General features: G+C 39.9%; 19 protein-coding genes. 5 read left to right on the forward strand and 14 right to left on the reverse strand.

Translation table 11 applies throughout. The features are described from left to right. Positions 1 to 99 precede the first annotated feature (99 nt). From I6F44_RS07800 to I6F44_RS07830, 7 genes are all read right to left on the reverse strand, one after another. Positions 100 to 309, reverse strand: a complete 210-nt coding sequence (locus tag I6F44_RS07800) for a zinc ribbon domain-containing protein (protein ID WP_007582647.1) — start codon at positions 307 to 309, stop codon at positions 100 to 102. A gap of 198 nt (positions 310 to 507) precedes the next feature. Next, positions 508 to 825 carry a type II toxin-antitoxin system RelE/ParE family toxin gene (locus I6F44_RS07805; protein WP_010555057.1) on the reverse strand — a complete coding sequence of 106 codons (318 nt, stop codon included), beginning with the start codon at positions 823 to 825 and terminating at the stop codon, positions 508 to 510. Beyond that, positions 813 to 1,070, reverse strand: coding sequence for a type II toxin-antitoxin system Phd/YefM family antitoxin (locus tag I6F44_RS07810; RefSeq protein ID WP_010555056.1), 258 nt, complete (start codon positions 1,068 to 1,070; stop codon positions 813 to 815). The genes I6F44_RS07805 and I6F44_RS07810 overlap by 13 nt, the downstream gene beginning before the upstream one ends. Before the next feature lie 324 nt (positions 1,071 to 1,394). Continuing rightward, entirely contained in the window at positions 1,395 to 1,871 is a 477-nt protein-coding gene (locus I6F44_RS07815) for a GreA/GreB family elongation factor (protein WP_007582643.1), read from the reverse strand. 181 nt (positions 1,872 to 2,052) lie between these two features. After that, the gene (gene secF, locus I6F44_RS07820) at positions 2,053 to 2,997 is read right to left on the reverse strand and encodes a protein translocase subunit SecF (RefSeq protein WP_121955011.1); all 945 of its coding nucleotides are present in this window, start codon (positions 2,995 to 2,997) and stop codon (positions 2,053 to 2,055) included. Further along, positions 2,990 to 4,828, reverse strand: coding sequence for a protein translocase subunit SecD (gene secD, locus I6F44_RS07825; protein WP_197173546.1), 1,839 nt, complete (start codon positions 4,826 to 4,828; stop codon positions 2,990 to 2,992). Before secD ends, secF begins: the two co-directional genes overlap by 8 nt. Before the next feature lie 108 nt (positions 4,829 to 4,936). Further along, positions 4,937 to 5,398: a hypothetical protein gene (locus I6F44_RS07830; RefSeq protein WP_121955009.1), complete on the reverse strand. Its 462-nt coding sequence runs from the start codon at positions 5,396 to 5,398 to the stop codon at positions 4,937 to 4,939. A gap of 108 nt (positions 5,399 to 5,506) precedes the next feature. On the opposite strand from I6F44_RS07830, the gene I6F44_RS07835 reads away from it, so the two are divergent. The 4 genes from I6F44_RS07835 (at position 5,507) to I6F44_RS07850 (ending at position 11,955) form a co-directional block, all read left to right on the forward strand. Next, positions 5,507 to 7,285 (forward strand): ABCB family ABC transporter ATP-binding protein/permease, encoded by a 1,779-nt coding sequence (locus I6F44_RS07835; RefSeq protein ID WP_121955008.1) that lies wholly within the window; start codon positions 5,507 to 5,509, stop codon positions 7,283 to 7,285. A 240-nt stretch (positions 7,286 to 7,525) separates the two neighbouring features. Then, positions 7,526 to 9,604: a M13 family metallopeptidase gene (locus tag I6F44_RS07840; protein ID WP_121955007.1), complete on the forward strand. Its 2,079-nt coding sequence runs from the start codon at positions 7,526 to 7,528 to the stop codon at positions 9,602 to 9,604. A 270-nt stretch (positions 9,605 to 9,874) separates the two neighbouring features. Further along, positions 9,875 to 10,588, forward strand: coding sequence for a YebC/PmpR family DNA-binding transcriptional regulator (locus I6F44_RS07845; protein WP_010555049.1), 714 nt, complete (start codon positions 9,875 to 9,877; stop codon positions 10,586 to 10,588). A gap of 41 nt (positions 10,589 to 10,629) precedes the next feature. Next, on the forward strand, positions 10,630 to 11,955 hold the full coding sequence (locus I6F44_RS07850) for a leucine-rich repeat-containing protein kinase family protein (RefSeq protein WP_197173547.1): 1,326 nt from the start codon (positions 10,630 to 10,632) through the stop codon (positions 11,953 to 11,955). 77 nt (positions 11,956 to 12,032) lie between these two features. Here the strand turns inward: I6F44_RS07850 and I6F44_RS07855 are convergent, their stop codons facing one another. From I6F44_RS07855 to glk, 6 genes are all read right to left on the reverse strand, one after another. Continuing rightward, entirely contained in the window at positions 12,033 to 13,157 is a 1,125-nt protein-coding gene (locus tag I6F44_RS07855) for a sterol desaturase family protein (protein WP_121955005.1), read from the reverse strand. Between the two features lie 212 nt (positions 13,158 to 13,369). Beyond that, the gene (gap, locus tag I6F44_RS07860) at positions 13,370 to 14,374 is read right to left on the reverse strand and encodes a type I glyceraldehyde-3-phosphate dehydrogenase (protein WP_007582622.1); all 1,005 of its coding nucleotides are present in this window, start codon (positions 14,372 to 14,374) and stop codon (positions 13,370 to 13,372) included. A gap of 9 nt (positions 14,375 to 14,383) precedes the next feature. Further along, positions 14,384 to 15,004 carry a bifunctional 4-hydroxy-2-oxoglutarate aldolase/2-dehydro-3-deoxy-phosphogluconate aldolase gene (gene eda / locus I6F44_RS07865; protein WP_002959756.1) on the reverse strand — a complete coding sequence of 207 codons (621 nt, stop codon included), beginning with the start codon at positions 15,002 to 15,004 and terminating at the stop codon, positions 14,384 to 14,386. 33 nt (positions 15,005 to 15,037) lie between these two features. Next, entirely contained in the window at positions 15,038 to 16,888 is a 1,851-nt protein-coding gene (gene edd, locus I6F44_RS07870) for a phosphogluconate dehydratase (protein WP_007582619.1), read from the reverse strand. A gap of 336 nt (positions 16,889 to 17,224) precedes the next feature. Next, positions 17,225 to 18,238 carry a LacI family DNA-binding transcriptional regulator gene (locus I6F44_RS07875; protein WP_010555045.1) on the reverse strand — a complete coding sequence of 338 codons (1,014 nt, stop codon included), beginning with the start codon at positions 18,236 to 18,238 and terminating at the stop codon, positions 17,225 to 17,227. Between the two features lie 36 nt (positions 18,239 to 18,274). Beyond that, entirely contained in the window at positions 18,275 to 19,267 is a 993-nt protein-coding gene (gene glk / locus I6F44_RS07880; protein ID WP_010555044.1) for a glucokinase, read from the reverse strand. A 291-nt stretch (positions 19,268 to 19,558) separates the two neighbouring features. On the opposite strand from glk, the gene I6F44_RS07885 reads away from it, so the two are divergent. Then, the gene (locus I6F44_RS07885) at positions 19,559 to 20,578 is read left to right on the forward strand and encodes a LacI family DNA-binding transcriptional regulator (protein ID WP_165735095.1); all 1,020 of its coding nucleotides are present in this window, start codon (positions 19,559 to 19,561) and stop codon (positions 20,576 to 20,578) included. Between the two features lie 90 nt (positions 20,579 to 20,668). On the opposite strand, the gene I6F44_RS07890 is transcribed toward I6F44_RS07885, so the two are convergent. Then, positions 20,669 to 23,077, reverse strand: a complete 2,409-nt coding sequence (locus I6F44_RS07890; RefSeq protein WP_121955279.1) for a glucan 1,4-alpha-glucosidase — start codon at positions 23,075 to 23,077, stop codon at positions 20,669 to 20,671. Position 23,078 lies beyond the last annotated feature (1 nt).

Here is a 23,078-nt window from a genome sequence, read left to right on the forward strand (position 1 = left end):
CTTAGGTGTGTTTAAGCATTTAACCTCCTCACCTTAATGAGGAGGTATCTCTTGAACTGATCGGTTTACATTTCAGTTAAAGTGCTTTTTAAGCTTCGATTACCCAGTAAAGAAATCAAATACGTTACCAAGTGTTGATGATGAACCTTTATAAAATTCAGTAAAACTACATCGACTGCATGTCACAGCGGTGTACTTTTTATTTTGAACATCAAAAATTCTTGACCAAAAGCCACCCGAAACTCTTATTTCACCGGTATCAAATTCGTTATTATTACACTTAGAGCAAGACCAATTGTTATGTCTCATATTTCAACCTCCATATTATTTATGTACGGTATATTAAACACTTAAGGAACGTGTGTAGCAATTTTTTTAATAAACAAACCATAATTTAGTTCTTATATTGGTTAAGTTGGAATTTTTATAGATGTTTGGATGGCTTTTTAATAATTGCTTTTTATAATAATTAGTATGGGGGTCATACTAATTTCACTCAGGGATTACCTACTTGTTAGCTGTATATTGCGTTAGCAACAAAAATTTTCGTAAGTCTCGCTCTTGTCTCATTACGTGCAAAATATATACTTTATTGTTATCTTTTTTGTAAAATATACGACAAGGATTCACGACCAGTTCAAGATAATTTAGGTTAGCTAACTCAATTGGTTTTTTACCTGATTCAGGAAAGGGTTTGAGACGTTCAACTTTTTCAAATATTTTGGAAACCAATTTTTTCGCTGACTGCAAATTGCTTAATGCGATATATTCAGCGATATCGTTAAGATCATCCAAAGCTGGATTAGTCCAAATTATTTCAGCCATTTATTCATTTTATCTTTAGCTTCAACATTCGACATGGTTTCACCACGACTTATTGCCTGCTCTCCTTTTGCAAGAGACTCAAGAATTTGCATACGCTTTTGCATAAATTCATAATCATCAACATCTACTAAGTATGCAGATGGTTGTCCATGTTCAGTTATCAACACAGGTTCTTTAGAGGAATGAAGTTCAGATAATATCTTCGTTGCTTGACGCTTCAATGTTGTTACTAGTTCTACTCTCATAATAATCCCCAAACAAATGTATCACTATAGTAGCACCGAGTAGCCAACTTGGGAAATACAACTAACGAGGCTGTATAACCACTAAAATCAATTAAAAAGGGAGCACCTAACGTCAACCCTGCTCACTTTTAAACTATTAGGTACTTCTCATTATATGCCTTTGTAGAAATTGAAATACACACCACGTTACGCTATAAAAACATAGCTATAGGTTGGATAAATGGTGAAGACATGCCATCCGACAATTAATTTATGAATATAAATAAGCGATTATTACGTTGGCATAGCTCTGCCAGCAAAAGCTTCTCTTAAAAAACCAAAGCTTTATAAAATCTCTACCACCACATATTCGTGGGCTTTACCTGCAATTGTTAACGTAATTTCATCATCAATCTGTTTATTTAGTAACTGCTTACCCATTGGTGCGCCGGGTGTTACAACAGCAATTGCGTGCTGTTTAACGTTTACTGTTAAACCACCAGCTGCGGGGCCTAAATAAAACCATTTTTGGGCTGCGTTATCATCTTCTAAACACACCAGCGAACCGATAGCTATTTTGTCGGTTGGTTTTTCGTTAAAGGCAGGTTCGAACAATTCTATACTTTTATAGCAATCGTTTACGCGCTGGGCTTGGCCTTGTGCTAAATAAGCGGCTTCGAGCCCTAGGGTATCGTATTTATTTTCGGCTATGTTTTCTTCATGTGTGGCGGTGTCGTGCGCAGTTTTTGCCGCTACTTTTGCTGTTGTAAGCTGCGCTTCTAGCGCAAAGCGAAGATGTTCGATAACGTGGGTTTTATTCATGGGGATTAGTACAATACAGGCTGTAAAAATAAGGCAGCTAGTTTAACATTTTTGCGGGGCTTAAAACCATTGTTTTAAACCCCGCAAGTTTGGTGGGAATACTTGCGGAACTTAAATTTGCATTAAACAAACAAAGGGCCGTTGGTTGGTGCAGCTCTTTGCTTGTGTTTTATTAAAAACCTTATGGCATATCTAATAATGTTTGCGTGTGGGCATCTACTTTAACTTCGTAGTTTTTAGCGCTTAAGCCCAATAGCTCCGGCAAGGTTGCCGCTATACAAATAGACGAGAACGTACCCACTACAATGCCGGTAAATAATGCAATAGCAAAGCCTTGCAGTGGTGCACCTGCAAGCAACCAAACGCTCGCAACCGTTGCAAGTGTGGTACCCGACGTTATTAAGGTACGTGTTAGTGTACTTTTAATCGCATTATTAATAATAGTTGCTGGGCTAAGTATATTGTTTGATTGAACACGTAAAAGCTCGCGCACTCTATCCCCTACTATTATTGAGTCGTTAAGTGAGTAACCAATAATCGCCAGTAAACTTGCCAGCACGGTTAGGTTAAACTCAATTTGTAATAGTGAAAATAACCCAAGTACAAGTATTAAATCGTGGACTAGCGCTACCACAGAGCCGAGTGCTAAGCGCCATTCAAAACGCACTGCAAGGTAAATCATTACCGCAATCATTGCAGCAAACATTGCTAAACAGCCTTGATCAAATAACTCATCGCCCACTTGTGAGCCAATATAAGCTGACGATAATACCTGTGCGTTTATATAATCGTTTTGTGTAACGGCGCTTTGCCAATCAGGGCTATTAGCTGTTGTTGATGTAGTTGATGCACTTGGCGCTTCTCTTAATTGAAAATGACTATTACCTTGCGCGGTTAGCTCAAACTCACCGTTGTGATTTTTAGCAATAAACGATTGAAGCTCTTTTAGCTCAACACTTTGGCTAGTTGTAAACTCAGTTAAATAACCGCCAGTAAAATCTAGGCCAAAATTTAGACCTTTTTGCGTAAGCGTAAATACGGATAGCAGCACTAAAATGGCACTTAAAAGCATACCCATAAAGCGTAAACGTGTGCCCTTTTCACCTTTCAAAAAATAATTAAGCATGTGCTTTTTCTCCTACTTTTTTACCCATTTTTAAATACAACGTTTGGCTTAATATTTTTGATACGTACACACCTGTAAATACAGACGTTAAAAGCCCCAGTGCGAGTGTAATGGCAAAACCTTTAACGGGCCCATAGCCTATGCCGTATAAGATAAGTGCGGTGATCATGGTGGTTATATTGGCATCAAATATTGTATTTGCGGCTTGTTTATAACCCTCTTGAATAGCTTGATATGGTGCACGGCCTTGGCGACGTTCTTCTTTAATGCGTTCAAATATTATTACGTTAGTGTCTACCGCCATACCTATGGTTAGCACCAAGCCTGCAATACCCGGAAGCGTTAACACAACCCCTGGTAATAATGACATTAAGCCCACAAGCGACGTTAAATTTAATATAAGTGCTACGTTTGCAATAAGGCCTAAACGGCGATACCAAAGCGCCATAAATGCAAGGGTAATACCCATGCCTAACATAAGCGCGGCTAAGCCATTACTAATATTTTCGCTGCCGAGGCTTGGCCCTATTGTTTGTTCGTGCACAATTGTAACGGGCGCTGTAAGCGAGCCTGCACGTAGTAATAATGCCAGATCGGCTGCGGCTTGTTGGCTTTTCATATTGGTAATACTAAAACGCGAACTTAAATGCTGAGCAATATTGGCAACATTAATAACTTCGCTTTTTTTAACGACTTCGCCTTTAGCGTTTTGAGAATATTCAGAGTAAACCGTCGCCATTGGCTTACCAATATTGGCTTTTGAAAACGCCGACATTGCATCCCCGCCTTGGCCGTCTAGGCTTAGTTGTGCCAATGGTTTACCCCAATCGTCGCGGCCTATGTTTGCATTATTAATATGATCGCCTGTAAAAATTGGCACAGGATCGAGCTTTATCGTTCCGCCCGATTGCATATTAAATGTTTGCCCGCCAATTTCTTTTAATTGATAAAAACCAAGCGATGCTGTTGCACCAATAATACGTTTTGCTTCGGTTGGATCTTGCACGCCTGGTAGCTCTATACGAATGCGGTGCTTTCCTTGGCGCTGTGTTACCGATTCGTTAATGCCTAACTCTTCAATACGTGAACGAAGGGTTGTGAGTGTTTGCCCCATTACTTCTTTATCAAAGCTGCTGCGGCCTTGCTCTGAATAACTAAATTTGGCAGTTTTAACGCTGCCGTTATTGCTTGTTACAACGGCTAAATTAGCAAATCGGCTTTGTAGCTCTTCAATAACGGGGGTTAACTTGTCGGTTGCATTAGGCAATGCGTTTATTTCAAACCCGTGCTGAGTTTGCTGCGCTTTTACGCCATGTGCTTTTTGTTTAATGATGATTGATTTAGCTTGTTGATACGCACTGACTAATTGCTCATCAACGGCTTTATCTAAATCTACGTCTAGTACAAATAGCACACCGCCATTTAAATCAAGGCCCAGCTTTATTGGTGATAAACCAAAATCTTGTAACCATGTTGGGCTGGTTGCATGCTCAACAATTTTAACTTGCATGTTTGGGTATTGCGCTTTTATAGCCGCTTGCGCCTGAGCGCTTTTAGTTGGCTCGTTTAAAAGTACATTAATAGTCGATTGCTTATCTAAACCCTGCTCAACCTCTAGCCCTTGTTTATTTAAAAAAGTAACTAGCGTTTTAGTGCTCGGTAAAGATTGCGTTTCGCTGTGCGAAGCAGCACTGATGTGCAACCACGATTTATTTGGGTATAAATTTGGTAATGCGCTGATAGCTAATAAAACCAATACTATTAGCATGGCTATATAGCTTAATTTGAACTTAGCCGTAGACGGCTTTTTATCTTTTTTAAAACTTAACATGTTGAATCCTTATTGCCAGCAAAGCTAGCGACGTACTTTTTAAAAGCACAATTAATCTGCAGGTTAAAACTTTAAAAGTTAAAACCTAATAAAATTAAATAAGGAAAATTAAGCGTGGTAGGTAGTTACAGCTTTGTAGAGTAAGTTAACGTCTTTCCAGCCACTCAAGCGCGACTTTTTACTATTAGTTACAAACGTATACCAAGGCTGTATAGGATTAATCGCTCTTGGTCGTAAGAATATATGCCTAATAAAATTTTGAGCAAAAAATTCAAAAACCACATCGTATTCTGGCTCACTTTGAACAGTGTGCAAAAACAATGATGAATTATTGGCAGTTAACCTTGGTTGGTGCGCGTCAAAATCGGTTTGATGCGTTTTTTTATGCTGCGTAGTATCTACAGACTTACTAATAGGCTGTATTTTAGTTAAATCGCCAATATCAGTAAGCGAAACCTGCGTACTAACATTGATATTTAAATTTTGTGAGGCGCCCATAGCATTGCTCTGCACACTAAAAAGTGCAGCAAGTAGCAAAAAGGCAGTTAAAAACACTCTAAATTTAAACATTCACGTTTTAAAACTAAAATAAGGGATGCGTAGTATATAAGGGCTAGTATTTGAAATACAATAGTCCTTAGCTATTTACTATCTAATTTAATTTTACTGAGACTTTTAATGCGCCCCAGACAAAGCAGTGAAAAACGACCAGACGCCATGAATTTACGCCAAAGTGTAAAAACACTGTGGCCCTACCTTACAAAATTTAAAGGCCGTGTTTTTATTGCACTTATGGCGCTTATAGGCGCAAAAGGTGCCACGCTTTTAATGCCTTGGGCGCTTAAAGAAATAATAGACTCGGTAGATAAGTCGATTAACCCACTGTTAGTTATTCCTGCTTTATTGTTATTGATGTACGGTGCGCTTCGTTTTGCTAGCGTATTTTTAGGTGAAATAAGAGATGCTGTATTTTCTCGCGTAACCGAGCACGCCATGCGCGATATTGGTTTAAAGGTATTTAAGCATTTGCATTCACTTGAGCTGGCTTTTCATTTAGATAGGCAAACCGGTGGCATTAGCCGCGATATAGAACGCGGTACTAGCGGGTTAAGTTTTTTAATGCGTTTTTTAATGTTTAACATTGTGCCTACTTTGTTTGAAATACTGACCGTTGCGATTATTTTTGGCACGTTGTTTTCTGTTTGGTTTGCGCTTATTACATTACTGGCAGTCGCTATTTATATTACCTTTACTGTGGTGGTTACTCAGTGGAGAAACCGCTTTATTAGAGAAGCAAATGCTGCCGACAATCAAAGTAATACCCGCGCCATAGACAGCCTACTTAATTACGAAACGGTAAAGTATTTTAATAATGAGCAGTTTGAAGCAAAAACATACGACACCTTTTTAGCAAACTGGGAAAAAGCCCGTTTGAAAAATAGAATGTCGTTGCTCGCCCTCAACTCAGGCCAAGCACTTATTATTGCCAGTGCTATTACCGCGTTAATGTGGTTGGGCTCAACCGAAGTAGTTGCAGGCACGCTTTCTATTGGTGAACTTGTAATGATTAACGCGTATATGATTCAGCTATTTTTACCGCTTAACTTTTTAGGTTTTGTGTACCGCGAAATAAGGCGTGCGCTAACCGACCTTGAAAACATGCTTGGGCTACTTAACAAAAAACCACAAATAACCGATGCACTTAATGCTAAAGAGCTCAATATTAGCCAAGGTGAAATAACATTTAATAATGTAAATTTTAGTTACGATACCCATCGCCCTATTCTTAATAACCTTAGCTTTAGCGTTAAAGCAGGCAGTAAAGTAGCCATTGTTGGTGCCAGCGGAGCTGGTAAAAGCTCATTAGCGCGACTGCTTTATCGTTTTTATGATGTAAGCGCCGGTGAAATTAGTATCGATAATCAAGCAATAAACTCAGTAACACTTAATAGTTTACGAAAAGCCATTGCTATTGTGCCGCAAGACACTGTGCTGTTTAACACCACAATTCGTGAAAATATCGCTTACGGTAGACCATCAGCAAGCGATGCTGAAATTGACGAAGCCATTGCTATGGCGCATTTAAAAGACTTTATAGCAACACTTGATAAAGGCGATAAAACGCTGGTTGGTGAACGTGGTTTAAAAGTATCTGGCGGCGAAAAACAACGTATTGCCATTGCACGCGCTATTTTGAAAAAGTCCCCTATTTTAATTTTTGATGAAGCAACATCTGCACTCGATTCTCATTCTGAGCAAGCAATACTCGCAGCAATGCGTGAAGTTGCCAGTAACCATACGAGCGTTGTTATTGCTCATCGCCTTTCTACTATTACCGATGCAGACACTATTATTGTGCTCAAAGCCGGAAAAATTATTGAGCAAGGTAAGCACGACGAGTTACTTACACTCGCCGGAGAATATGCCCGTATGTGGGAGCTTCAGCATAAAAAATAAATAGTGTGTGCCCCCTCTTAGCTCGGATACTTTCAAGTATTCGAGCTAAATAAAGCTTTTATAGCGCCTATTAGCCTTTCTCTTTTCCTCTATATTAGTTTTATCGAGCACTGTGGTGATTCACCTCAAAAGGTTTGTTTGTATGATTAATATCAATAACAATCGATAAGTTAAATATTCGTAACAATAAAAATGATTCACTGCTGCTTTAATTCAATCAGTGATACTCAGGAGTAAGTAATGAAAAAGAGTTTAATTGCCGCAGCACTAGCTGCCACATTTATTACCGGTTGTTCAGAGCCGCAAACAACAAAAACAGACGAGCAACAACCTAAAGTAGCCACTGCAGCAGTAACAGAAAAAGCAGAGTTAGGTAGTTTTGGTGTTGACCTAACAGCACGTAACGAAGCCGTTAAACCAGGCGATGATTTTTTTATGTATGCCAGTGGCACGTGGTATGACAACTACGTAATGCCTGCAGATAAAACCCGCTACGGTGCATTTTCAGGATTAGCTGAGCGCAGTGAAGACGATGTTAAAGCTATTATTGAAGAAATAGCCGCACGTAAAGATTTAAACGCAGAAGAAAAACTCGTCGCTGATTTTTACAATGCGTATATGGATACCGAAACACTTAATAAACTAGGTGTAGCGCCTATCAAGCCATTGTTAAGTGAAATTAGTGATATATCGTCGACTGACGATTTAGCTGAAATGTTTGGTAAGTCTTGGTTAACCGGTAATAAAGCCCCTTTTGGCGGCGGTATGTGGTTTAATCGCCTAGACCCTAACAAATATGAAATGTCACTAGGTGCGGGTGGGTTAGGCTTACCAGATCGCTCTTACTACCTTGAAGACGCTGAGCGCTTTGTTAAAACCCGTACAGCTTATGTTGCCCACATTGCTGACATGCTTGAGTTTGCAGGCACTGAAAATGCAACTGAACGTGCTCAAGCTATTTTAGACCTTGAAACCAAAATTGCACAAGGTCACTGGCCTCGCGAAAAGCGCCGTAATCGTGATTTAACGCTAAACCAAATTGAACGCGCCGATTTAAGCACTGCTTACCCTGGCTTTAACTGGGATTTATATTTTGCGCAAACAGGTTATAAAGTACCTCAGTTAAATGTCTCTCAGCCTGAACCTATAAAAGCGATGATTGAGCTAATCAATCAAGAAGATATTGCAGTATGGAAAGACTACCTAACGTATCACGCTATTAGCGGTAACGCAGGTTTACTATCAGAAGACGTATTTAATACTAACTTTGCTTTTTTTGGTAAAGAACTAAACGGACAGCAAGAGCCTCGCCCTCGTTGGAAACGTGCAATAAGTGAAATGTCGGGCACAAGTTCGCTTGGTTTTGCTATTGGTAAAATATACGTAGCGCGTTACTTCCCTGAGTCATCAAAACAACAAATGTCAGAGCTGGTTGAAAACCTACGTACAGCCCTTGGTGAACGTATTGATAATCTAGAATGGATGGGCGATGAAACTAAAGTAAATGCGCGCGCTAAGCTTGCTGCATTTGTACCAAAAATTGGTTACCCCGATGTTTGGCAGTCTTATGAAGGTTTAAGCATTACTAAAAACGATTTGATTGGTAATGTGAAAAACATGCGTGAGTTTTTCCACGCAGAAAGTGTTGAAAAAGAGCTACAAAAAACAGACCGTAACCGCTGGGGCATGACGCCACAACGCGTAAACGCTTACTACAATAGCTCGTTTAATGAAATTGTATTTCCGGCTGCGATATTACAACCGCCGTTTTTCGATCCAAATGCCGATCCGGCTGTAAACTATGGCGGTATTGGCGCTGTAATTGGTCATGAAATGGGTCATGGATTTGACGATCAAGGTTCAAAATCAGACGAAAACGGTGTGCAACGTAATTGGTGGACTGATGCTGACCGCGCTGCATTTGACAAAAAAGCCGATCAACTGGCTGCGCAGTACAGTAAATACGAGCCAATTGAAGGTAATTTTGTTAATGGTCGAAATAGCCTTGGCGAAAACATTGGTGATGTAGGTGGGTTATCAATGGCCTATCACGCTTACAAGCTAAGTTTAAATGGTAAAGAAGCGCCTGTTATTGACGGCGTTACTGGGGATCAACGTTTCTTCCTTGCGTGGGCACAAGTATGGAAAGAAAAACGTACTGAGCAAAGCATGCTTAACCAACTGCGTGGTGGCACACATGCCCCAGGTCGCTTTAGAGCACAAGCGCCGCGTAACCACGATGCATGGTACAAAGCGTTTGATGTAAAACCAGGCGATGAGTTATACCTTCCTGAAGATGAACGTGTACGTATTTGGTAAGTAATATATGAGGCTATTAATTTGCCTCGTTTAATTTTATTACTCAATTAGGCAACTCATTAAATAAGTTGCCTTTTTATTTGATTAAATTTGCTCTGAAAACCCCCTTTAAATCAGCGCCAAAACGCCTCAATATAATACACTTTAGATGGACTTTAAACGCTACAGTTTTAATCGGCTTTAATACTTACTAGCCCTTGAATGCATTTACCTTTAGAATACGCATTATAATTTTATTCTATTATTTACATATATTAAGGCGAAACGCAGATGGGAAGAGCTTACCAAAACAAAAAAGATTCAATGGCTAAGACTGCGGGTGCTAAAACTAAAGTTTATTCTAAGTACGGCAAAGAAATTTATATTTGTGCTAAAAACGGCGGTGTAGATCCAGATGGTAACTTATCATTACGTCGTTTAATTGAACGCGCTAAAAAAGACCAAGTACCAGCACACGTTATTGACCGCGCAATCGACAAAGCAAAAGGTGGCGGCGGCGAAGACTACTCAGCAACACGTTACGAAGGTTACGGCCCTGGTAACTGTATGATTATTGTTGACTGTTTAACAGACAACAACAAGCGTACCTTTGCTGATGTACGTGTTTGTTTTACCAAAGCAAATGCTAAAATTGGCGCTCAAAACTCTGTTTCACATTTATTTGATCACCTTGCTATTTTTGTATTTGACGGTGATGACGACGAAGCAGTACTTGAAGCATTAATGATGGCTGATGTTGATGTAACTGACGTAGAAGTTGATGACGGTAAAGTTACTGTTTTTGCTCCTCACACAGAGTACAACAACACACGTACAGCGCTTGAAGAAATGGGCGTGACTGAATTTGACGAAGACCTAATTAGCTTTGTGCCACAAATTGAAACGCCGATTGAGGGCGAAGACGTTGAAGTTATGGAACGCTTTTTAGCCATGTTAGAAGATTGCGATGACGTACAAAACGTTTACCATAACGCGCAATTCTAAAGAGCGATTTAGTAAGTTAGAACGACTTTAAGCCAACAGCTATGTTGGCTTTTTCATTTTTAGAACATGGTATAAATATGAACTCCCTTAAAGAGCTTAAAAGTGGCAAAATTGCTGGTGCTACTCACCTGCAATTAGTAGAAGAGTTAACAATATTCCCGGAAGAAATTTTTAGCTTAGCTGACACGCTCGAAGTACTCGATTTATCAAATAATAACTTATCAACACTGCCTGATGAATTTGCCTGTTTAATACACCTTAAGCGTTTGTTTTTATCGTTTAATCAGTTTAAGCATATTCCTAAGGTTTTAGCTAAATGCCCTGCTCTAATTATGGTTGCGTTTAAAGGTAACCAAATTTCTGAATTTGCCTTAAACAGCCTGCCAGAAAATATTGAGTGGCTCATACTCACCGATAATACGTTAAGCGAATTGCCTGAAGACTTTGGTAATTACACACAGCTTAAAAAGCTCGCGCTTGCGGGCAATCAACTTAAGCAACTGCCAAGTAGTATGGCGCAGTGCAAAAATCTTGAGCTTGTTAGGCTCTCTGCTAATAACTTAACACACGTAGACGACTGGCTGTTTGAATTGCCTAAACTTGCTTGGCTTGCGTTTGCCGGTAACAATTTTAATAAAGCCCAATGCCTTACAAAATGCAGCTTAGAAAATAAACTTCTTAACGATTACACACTTAGTCATGTTATTGGCCAAGGTGCATCGGGCGTTATTCATTTAGCACAAGCTGCTGATAGCGCTGTAGCGATTAAATTATTTAAAGGTGCAATTACCAGCGACGGCTACCCGCTTGATGAAGTAAATTGCTGCTTACAAGCAGGCGATCACGCTAATTTAATTAAGGTACTTGCCTACATAGAGCAAAGTGATCAGCTAGGTTTAGTGATGGAGCTAATAGATAAAAGCTTTACTAATTTAGGCCTGCCTCCAAGCCTTGAAACCTGTACGCGTGATACCTTTAATGATGATTGCCATTACTCAACTCACGCTATTTTAAAAATTGCACAGCAAATGGTAAATACACTGCATCACTTACATGTTCGTAAAGTAAGTCACGGCGACATTTATGCGCATAACACTATGGTTAACCAAAACCATGACGTTCTGTTTGGTGATTTTGGTGCTGCAACTAATTTAACGATGCTAAGTGAGTATCAACAAAAGCAACTAGAGTGGATAGAAGTAAGAGCTTTGGGCTGTTTAATTGAAGACTTATTAGGCACGGTAACCGGCGATGATAGGCAAAGTGAGCTATTTGGTGAAATGTCCGATATGGCAAAGTGTGCTATGCAACCTTCATTAAATCAAAGACCTACATTTACTGAGTTATTAGAAGAGCTGAACATATAATTGAGTAGAGTCATAAAAAAGAGCAACGTTTAACACGTTGCTCTTTTTTTAGTTTATGTTTATTCAATTAAGCAAACTCATTTAGTACGCTTAAACGGATAAACCTGTTGCTTAAGCATACCTACCGGCATGTAATCCCCAACTACGCCATATGCTTCAGGCCACTCTTTTTGACCTTTAACAGCAGTACCAAACGCATAATCTAAAAACGAGAAATGCGCAGCGTAGTTGCGGTCAATTGCGGCTTTATCTGACGCATGATGCCAATGATGAAACTGCGGTGTGACCATAAAATATTTAAGCCAACCAAATTTAACTCTTACGTTTGCATGGTTAAACACTGCCTGTAAACCCACAATAATTACGTACAAACTAATTATTTGCTGTGAAAATCCAAGTACAAATATCGGTGTAAGCACTAAGCTGCGTGTTATTAGTATTTCAAGAATATGCTGGCGAGAACCCGCTAACCAATCCATTTCTTTAGCGCTGTGATGTACGCCATGAAAGCGCCATAACAAAGGAATTTCGTGATAGGCACGATGCACCCAGTACTGCATTAAATCAGCCACGAGTATTATTAAAAACAGCTGCGCAACAAATGGTATTTGTTCAATAACGCCTTGAATTGTTGATGATACAGCCCAACCAAAACCATAATGTACAAAATGGTTAGTAACAAGTAATACAAAACCAATAATTAAATGATTTACAAAAAAGTGGTTTAAATCACCTCTCCACTCACTACGCAATATTTTTTGCTCTTTTCGATGCGGTAATAGCTTTTCAATCACAATAAATATAAGTGTTGAACCGAGTAAATCTAAAATAAACCAATCAAGCCCTATATAGGGTGTATTCGTTGCAAACTCGTTAACCTCAACGTTAGGGCCGCCAAACATAATAGCTAATGTAATAAAACACCATGCTGTAGCACCTAAACGCTTATTAGTATTACGTACAAAGTTAAGTAACCCTAAACTGCCAGATATTAGCAATGCTGCAAACATAAGCTGACGCAAAAAACTAACATCGTAGCTTTTGCGTAGTTCTGGTGTGGTTAAGTATTCCGGAAAGTGAAACGCTAATACGCCTAAGCAACTCAGTATTGCTAAAAAGCAGGCTATGTAGCCACTTATGTTGCCCTCACCTATCTGAAGATGATTTGTGCGAAATACCTTTCGTGATAAAGCTCTGATCATTTTTATTATTCCTTGCTTCGTTGAGTTGATTAAATACAACGAAATTCCATTGATTTACACACCCACATATTAACAAAATTTAGGGTATAAAAAATACAAATAGTTCCCTCCATAGTCTGAGTTGCAAATATACAGATAAACCAAACGCAAAAAAGCCACGCAATGCGTGGCTTGGTTGGATAAAGCTAAAACTTTACATCATTAGGGCTGTATTATAAAAACGCACCTAATGCTTTAACTTGGTCTAACATGCGGTTTGAGAAACCCCATTCGTTGTCGTACCAAGCCATTACTTTAACTAGATTGCCATCGGCTTTAGTTTGCGTTGCATCAAAGATAGATGACGCTGGGTTATGGTTAAAGTCGATAGAAACAAGCGGAAGCTCATTATATTGTAAAATATCTTTCATTGAACCCGTTGACGCTTCTTTCATGATTGCATTGATTTCTTCTGCAGTCGTATCGCGCTTAGTAATAAACGTAAAATCAACTAAAGATACGTTGATTGTTGGTACACGTACCGACATACCGTCTAATTTACCAGCAAGTTCTGGTAGTACTAAACCAACAGCTGCCGCAGCACCTGTTTTAGTTGGGATCATAGATTGAGTTGCACTACGAGCACGGTATAGATCTGGGTGGTATACGTCAGATAGGTTTTGATCATTCGTATAAGAATGAATCGTTGTCATACTCCCCTTTTCAATACCTACTGTGTCGTTTATTGCTTTTGCTAGTGGTGCTAAACAGTTAGTAGTACACGATGCATTTGAGATGATTTGGCTATCAGCGTTAATTACATCGCTGTTTACACCATGAACCACTGTTGCATCCATATCTTTACCTGGAGCAGAAACGATTACTTTTTTAGCACCCGCTGTAATGTGCTTAGCAGCGTCATCACGTTTAGTGAAAAAACCAGTACATTCTAAAACGATATCGACGTTTAGTGCTTTCCACGGTAAATTTGCAGGGTCGCGTTCTTGCGTTAACGTAATTACGTCATCGTCAATTAACATGGTGTTATTTTCAAGTGTTACTTTTTTTGAAAATTGACCATGAACTGAGTCATATTGCGTTAAATGTGCATTTACGTTAGCTGGTGCTAAATCGTTAATTGCTACAATTTTAATTTCGCTGTTTTGAGCTGACTCATAAAGTGCACGTAAAACATTTCTACCGATACGGCCGTAACCGTTAATTGCTACATTAATCATTTTAGACTCCTATTTAAGTTCACTTGCTTGGCGAGCAAGCGCTTCAATTGCTTGCCAGTCTTTATTTTCAATTAGTTGTTTATCTAGCATCCACGTACCACCAACACAAATAACGTTGTTAAGCGCTAAATAGTTCGGTGCAGTTGCTAGGCTAATGCCGCCAGTTGGGCAAAAAGTAATATGTGGTAATGGGCCACCGATTGATTTAAGCATTGCTGTTCCGCCTGCAGCTTCTGCAGGGAAGAATTTTAAATACTTAAAACCATGCGACGCAAGTTGCATAACTTCACTTGCAGTTGCAGCGCCTGGTAAAAATGGTATATCTGATGTTTTAGCCAAAGCAATAAGCTCATCGCTCACACCTGGACTCACCATAAAATCTGCACCTGCGGCAACCGAAAGATCAAAACTTGCTTTATCTACTACCGTACCAGTACCTACATAGGCTTCAGGTACTTCTGCTTTCATCAGCTTTACAGCTTCTGCAGCAATAGGTGTACGTAGTGTTATTTCTAAGGCTTTTAAGCCACCGTTATATAACGCTCTTGCAAGTGGTGCTGCATCTTCTAATTTTTCGATTACAACCACTGGCACCACGGGTGCCGATGCTAAGATTTTTTCAATACTCATTACTTGTTCCTCATTACCCAGTATGGCTAATATTTATTCAAGTCCAAAAGCACTCGCGCCTAAATCGGCACTGCTTACGATATTTCTAAATCCAGTAAATAATTCGCGACCTGTACCAAATGTTGCACTTGGCAGGCTAAGTTCTGCTTCACGTTTAGCAAGTTCTTCGTCGCTAACGTGTACTTTTAATATTCCGTTTGGCGCATCAAGTGTCACTAAATCACCTTCTCGGATTTTAGCAATAATGCCGCCTTCTACTGCCTCTGGTGCTAAGTGAATAGCAGCTGGTACTTTACCTGATGCACCCGACATACGACCGTCAGTAACAATGGCTACTTTAAAGCCTTCATCTTGAAGCGTTGCCATTACTGGCGTTAATTTATGTAGCTCTGGCATACCTTTCGCTTTAGGGCCTTGCTCTTTTAGCACGGCAATGAAGTCTTGGTTTAATTCGCCACGCGTGTATGCATCTTGCAGAGCACTTTGTGAGCTAAACACTTTCGCAGGAGCAGTAACAACCTGATGTTCAATAGCAACAGCTGACACTTTAATAACAGCTTTACCTAAGTTACCCGTTAGAAGTTGCAAACCACCTTGCTTACTAAAAGGGTTACTCACTGGACGAAGTACTTCTTCGTCATGAGAATTTGCTGGGCAATCTACCCATTTAACTTTAGTTGGGCCGGTTGAGTTGCTCATGATCAGACTATCGTCTTTATCCAAACGAGGCTCTGTCATGTAAGGTGCTAAACCATCGCCTAGCATTGTTTTAACGTCTGTGTGTAAGTAACCAGCGCTTGCTAGCTCTCGCATTAAGAAACCCATACCGCCGGCTGCTTGGAAGTGGTTTACATCTGCAGAGCCGTTAGGGTAAATACGTGTAAGTAGTGGTACAACTTCAGATAAATCAGACATATCTTTCCACGTAACCTGAATGCCCGCCGCTTTTGCTATCGCAACAATATGAATTGCATGGTTAGTAGAACCACCTGTAGAAAGAAGACCTACTAAACCGTTTATAATCGTTTTTTCGCTGATCACATCGGCCAAACACGGGCTTTCTTTATCATCTGTAAGCTGCTTAAGCATAGTTTCTACAGCATTACCTGTAAGACCATCGCGAAGCTCAGTGTAAGGATTAATAAACGAACTACCTGGAAGGTGCAAGCCCATTATTTCCATTAACATTTGGTTTGAGTTTGCAGTACCGTAGAACGTACAAGTACCTGCGCTGTGGTAAGACGCGCTTTCAGCCTCTAATAAGTCTTCGCGACTTACTAGACCTTGTGCAAATTTTTGACGAATACGTGCTTTTTCTTTATTAGGAATACCTGATTGCATTGGACCTGCTGGTAAAAAGAACACAGGTAAATGACCAAACGACAATGCACCAATTAATAAACCCGGGACGATTTTGTCGCAAACGCCTAAACAAAAAACGCCATCAAACACATCGTGTGAAAGCGATATTGCCGTAGACATAGCAATTACATCACGAGAAAAAAGCGAAAGTTCCATGCCGTCACGCCCTTGCGTAACACCATCACACATTGCAGGAACGCCACCAGCAACTTGTGCTGTAGCATCGTATTTGGTAGCAATGTCTTTAATTAAATCTGGGTAGTCTTTGTATGGCACATGAGCCGATAGCATATCGTTATATGAGTTGATAATAGCAAGATTTGGCTGCTCATCAGCCTTTAAGCGCGCTTTGTCATCACTGCTACATGCAGCCATAACATGGGCTATATTTCCGCAACCTAAACCGGCACGAACTCTTGTTTGTTTTTTTGCGTGCGAAATACGTTCTAAATAATCTTGACGGGTATTTTTACTGCGTTCGATAACGCGCTGGGTAACTTCTTGAATACGAGGATGTAACATAATTTAACTCATCTCTATTAGTTAGAGGATAAAGGCTCAGTAGCAACTACAGACTCCACGTAAATAACTGTACTGAGCATCTTTGATTTACCCGTTCAAAGGTACGCTACCAGGGAGCCTCTCACAACAGCCCTGACACCGGTGTCACTGTATTAACGCATAGCAATGACACCGGTGTCAACCCCGGGTAACAAAAATAGTTTAATATTTTAACATGACCGAATAATGACCTAATTGATTTTTAGGCACAAAGTATATTTTAGCAAGTTCAGAGCAAAAAAAAGCCCGAATAAGCGTCACTCATATTCGGGCTACTGTGAAAGTGTTTTTAACTCACTATTTTATCGCAGAGGTAGACTCGCGTGTAATCAAGCGTGACTCAAGCGTTACCTGATACGGCTGTTCTTGCGGTTGAGCGATGTGTGAAATAAGTTGAGTTACGGCTTGTTTAGTCATCTCTTCAACGGGCTGTGCAATAGTCGTTAAACCAGGCCAAATATGACGTGCAATGGGTGCATTATCAAAGCCAGCTATTGAAATATCATCAGGCACTTTTAATTGGCGCTGGGTAGCTAATTTTAATACCGCTGCCGCCATGTAATCGTTTGATGCAAATACAGCTGTTGGCCTAGGAGATAAATCTAAAATACTGCGTGCACTATCTACACCTGAGTGATAACTAAAGTTACCCTCCTCTACTAAGCGCTCATCAAACTCTATTCCATGGCTTGCAAGTGAACGCCTGTAGCCTTTAAAGCGTTGTTGCGTGGCACTGTGATCCGGGTGCCCTTTAATAAACGCTATAGATTTATGCCCAAGGCTAATTAGATGCTCAGTAATTTCAAATGCGCCTTGCTCATCATTACTACGAACTGAAATAGAATCATCTTGAAGTAAAGCTGACGCAACTCTTGCGTAAGGAATTTTTTTAGATTTTAAAAAAGCAACAAGCTCAGCAAAATCACCAAAAGGAGGTGTTAGCACAATGCCATCTAATCGAGAAGTCTGTAGTAATTGCTCAATATTATTTATAAGGGCTTCACCACGAAACTCACAAGGGTGTATCAATAAATTATAGTTATTTTCTTTGCATGCTTCTAGAGCACCCGTTTGCACGCGAGTAATGTAGCTTTTACTTGGGTTATCGTAAAGACACCCAATAATAAAGCTACGATTTTGTGCGAGGCCTCGTGCAATTGGATTTGGGGTGTAATCGAGTTCTTTAAATACCGCAAGCACCTTTTCTCGGGTTGCAGCACTAACATTAGGCTCGTTATTTAAAACGCGTGATACGGTTTTTTTAGAAACACCAGCATGACTTGCCACACTGTTTATTGTTACTTTTTTCATCACTCTATTTTTCCAAATGCGAACAAGGAAAGCTCCTTATTTGCTGTTGTGCAAACACGCTGCGGCACCAATTAGTGGAATATTATCTTGTGTTACAAGTATTACAGGAATTTGCCCTGCGTATTGCGACATAATACCCTTTTGAGAAAATCGTTCAACAAAACGACTCTCAAGAAGTCTTGCTTGCATACGAGGCAGTATTCCACCGCCAATAAATAGTCCGCCTAAAGCACCGTAAACAACGGCTAAATCGCCAGCTACACTGCCGATCCAATCACAAAATTGATTAAGCGTTGCATCACACACAGCACATTCACCGCTATTTGCTAGACTACTTATTTGCGCAGCATCTAAATTTTTAGCTGTTACACCCTTAACCGCAGACATCGCTTTGTATAAATGCGTTATGCCAGGGCCTGAAAATACAGTTTCGATAGAAACATGGGGATGATCTTTACGTAATTCATTTAATAGTAAAGTATCGAGTTCATTAACTGGTGCAAGCGATATATGCCCCCCTTCTGAACTTAAAACAGCGGTAGATTGCGACGTTCTAACTAAGCACGCGGCACCAAAACCAGTACCGGGACCTATAACACCAATGTTTGCATTATCATCAGCTTGGCCTGATTTAACAATGACATTTTGTTTAGGATCTAAGTAAGGAGCCGCATATGCAAAAGCAGCAAAATCGTTAATGACCTCTAGTTGCTGTAAATCAAAATGAGTTTTAAATTCACTAACACTAAAATGCCAACCTAAATTGGTTAAATGTACCTGCCCAGCTTTTATTGGACCTGCAACGGCTAAACATGCGCGTTTAGGTGTAATATGCGAGACTGTTTGTAAATATTGCTCAAGCGCACTTTCAAGTGAACCAAAATTAGCACTAGGAAAAATATTAATGTGCTCTATTACAAATTGGTTAGTATGTTCATTAAAAGCAGTTATTAAAGCAAAGCGGGCATTAGTGCCCCCAACATCAGCAACTAAGATGGGATCAAATTGGGCAGAAGAGTTTAGGCTCATAGTATTATCTCTTTTGTTAAGCGACTCGTGCTTATTATTTTACAATGGTATACCATTGTTATTTATACTTTGAGCTATCACCTCAAAGTAGCTATCACAGTAAAAAATGCTGCCTATAAAATATATAAACAGCGAATACGTTTTGACAACAAAATGATAAAACATTTATATTATGACACCGGTGTCAGCCGTTTATCAATAAAAATATACGTTAATTCACAAAAAGCTTGAAATTATTCATTAATAAACGAAAATGACACAATTATTTATCAAATTAATTAAGTTGTAACAATGAAAGGTAAAGCCACCTCATTTGATATTGCCCACTATGCAGGGGTATCTCAATCAACTGTATCTCGCGCTTTACGTAACAGCCATCTTGTTAATGAAGAAACACGTAAGCGTGTTTTCGATATAGCTAAAAAGCTTAATTATAAAGTTGATAAAAATGCCAGCAACTTGCGTACACAACAAAGCAGCACACTTGCATTACTTCTTTTCGAAGACCCTACTTCTGATGAATCACAAATTAATCCTTTCTTTTTAGCCATGCTTGGCAGCATTACCCGTGCTTGCGCTAAAGAAGGTTACGATTTATTAGTATCATTTCAATCGGCCAGTGCTGATTGGCAAGCAGACTATGAAGATAGCCACAGAGCCGATGGTATTATTTTACTCGGTTATGGCGATTACATTGATTACCAACCAAAATTTAACACCTTACTTGAACAAAACACTAAGTTTGTTTGTTGGGGGGCAACGGTTGATAATCGCCCAGATTTAACTGTTTGTTGTGATAACTACGGTGGCGGTAAGCTCGCCGCTGAGCACTTTATTGCTCACAGTAGAACTGATTGCGCTTTTATTGGGGATGCATCTGATCATAGCCCTGAATTCTTTAGTCGCTTTCAGGGCTTTAAAGATGAGCTACTGGCTAACAACGTTAAAATAAACGAGCGAAAAATGGCTAATGCTATATCTACCGAAGAATCTGGGTATCACGCCACTCGTTCGCTTATCGCTAATAATATTAAATTTAACGCCTTATTTGCTGCAAGCGACTTAATTGCTATTGGGGCTATACGTGCACTTAAAGAAGCAAATATTAACGTGCCAAAAGATGTTGCGGTAGTCGGCTTTGATAACATAGCCATTGCTAGTTATGTAAACCCACCGCTGACGACGATAGAGCAAAACACCACTGTTGCAGGGCAAATGCTCGTAGAGAACTTATTAAAGCTGATACGTGGTGAAGAAGTGCAAAGTACCTTACTCCCACCTGTATTAATTTCTCGAAAAAGTAGCAGTTAAAAATTAAATATCCTAATAAGACTTCAACATAACAAAAAGGCTTCTAAATTTATTTAGAAGCCTTTTTTAATAACTACAGCATGTTTTATATTAGTCTTTAAGCGATTCGGCAACCACCGGATAATAGTCCCAAACTTGTTTATCACTGAGTGAGCGTACAAGCTTAATGTATTCTGCATGTGTCCAAGCTAGAGGTGTTGCTGAGTTTGTGCCCTCGCCTAACGCATAACCTGCTTTATTTACGCCAACGCCATCCCATACTTGCTCAGGTAGCATCATGCCGCTATTAGCAAACTGCTCTAAGCCTTTTACGTAACTATTTTTAATGTCCGCTTGTTTTGCATCATCTAGCGTATTATTTGCGTTTGCGGCCGCTATTTCATAGTGTCCGCGTTCGCCTGTAAAAAATGGCCAGACACGACCACGTTGGCCTGGCGTGTTGATCCCGCTTTCGGCGTAATTAGTACCTGTGGTTTCATCTTCGCCGTAACCGTCGTTGCCATAACGGCGATAGCCTGCAAATGTGCCGCTACCATCGGTAAAGTTAAAGCTGTATTTAACTTGTAAGTTATCTTCAAGCGTTTCGTCGTCATACTCAGGCAGGGTTTTAACTATACTTGAATCGTTGGCACTTCTTACTCCATAGCGGACTAATTCTAAAAAACCACCGTCTAAAATCTGCTTTTTGTTAAAACCTTCACGGCCATTGTTGGCGTTAATTTTAGTATTAGAGTTAGCGTCGGTGTCTTGACCTATACGAATAAAATACTCGCCATCGGTGCTATCACCTTTTAAATTACCTTCGGTGGTAAACATTTGCGATTCTATATCACTGTTGTACTTTTTAGCCGTTGCTAAATAACGATCTGCATTTTGAGTATCACCACTGAGTGTTGCTATGTCACTGGCTGTTATAAGGCCAGCAACAACGGCAGCCGTTGTAGAGGGAGAATAACCACTTTGCTCTTCCCAGCGCTCTTGCTGTGTAGCAGGTGGAGTGATTTGCATGTCGTTCCATAAAATTTTAGCTCTTCCGCCATCAACTAAAAAGTCAGCTGCCGGTTTTAGCATGCGTGCGTACCAATCTTTAAGTTCGTCATCACTTAGTACGTTTGCTTGATGTAACTTCCACGCAAGCATAATTGGCATAGCCGTTTGATCTAGCTGTACCCCTACCCATTCAAGTTCACCATCAACATGTGTTTTTTGTAAAAACCATCCTGTATCACCATTGTTACCCGGGGTTTTGCTAGTAACTTGTACTTTTTCAAGGTATTCGAAGGCCGTTTTTGCAGTCGCTGTATCGCCTAAGGCCATAAATGCCATAGCTACTTGATAAAAATCACGAACCCATACTGCTTTGTAACCAGTCGAACCCTCTTTGGCTGAAACAGTTTCACCCCAAGGATTAGAAAGTGAGGCAATGAGCGCACCCGCATTAGTTTTGTCTTCTTGCGCTTTTAGTACCATTGCACTGGTGTAAAGCAATTTACCGTCATCGGCTGTTTGCTTAACCATTGTATTTAATGGTTCAAGGCTTTGTAAATAATCTTCCCAACCTAGCGCTTCACCTTTACCGTTGTAGGCATCAAGCACATTTTGATAACCTTTAGATAAGCTCTGTGCACCTTGTTGCTGGCTTTGCTGCTGCGTTTTACCAAAGCTTAGTGCTAAATCAAATGTGGTATTACTATCGATATTACCAAGCTCTGCCAGCAGAGTGACATTACCGGCCTTATCGCCGGTGTTTGAATATTTTTTGCTTAGTGTGTGTTGTTTTTTAAGTGAGGTGATGCCATCGCTCACACCTGTAAAGCCTACACTTTGCATTTTGAATGGCGTAGATGATTGCAACGTTAAAAAATTATCATCTTCCCATGCTACTAAGCCTTGCTCAGTGGTTTTTGCAAAATCACCTAAGCCGTTGTTGTTTATATAAGGATTAACAGCAACATACGCTTTCACGCCTTTAAGTGATGTATTAAAAATACTGCGTACAAACAATGTTTGTCCGTCAGGGTCGGTGAATATGTGTTTTTCGAGGGTAAAACGCCCTTTCTTATCTGTACTTGTTACTTTGTAAGCAAGCGATAGTGGTCTGCCTTTATCGTCTTTATGTAAGTAATCAATTGTAACGTCTAAGTCGTCAGCTTCAGTGACTGTAAAATCTTTACCGGTTACTACAAACTGCATATCTTTAATTTGAGCTTGGTGAATGAGTCCAAACATAGTTTCGGTGATCATACCTTTGGCAATTGAAAACCATACTTTTGATACTTCACCTGTCGCAGCGTTGTTATTATATTGGCCGTTTTGGTATTGCTCAAAAGAAGTACCAATTCCGGTTTTACCCGCGTAAGCCCAATATGGTTCAGCACCTGGTGCGCCAGGAGCTGCTGAAACTGTAGCGTCAATATTTTCGTTATTCGTATTTTGTGCACCACAGGCTGTTAAACCCAAAGTTAAAAGAGCGGTGGTAATAAGGTTATATTTTTTCATT

Origin of the sequence: Pseudoalteromonas sp. NZS11_1 (assembly GCF_015864275.1) — a bacterium.
GTDB classification, from domain to species: Bacteria; Pseudomonadota; Gammaproteobacteria; order Enterobacterales; family Alteromonadaceae; genus Pseudoalteromonas; species Pseudoalteromonas arctica.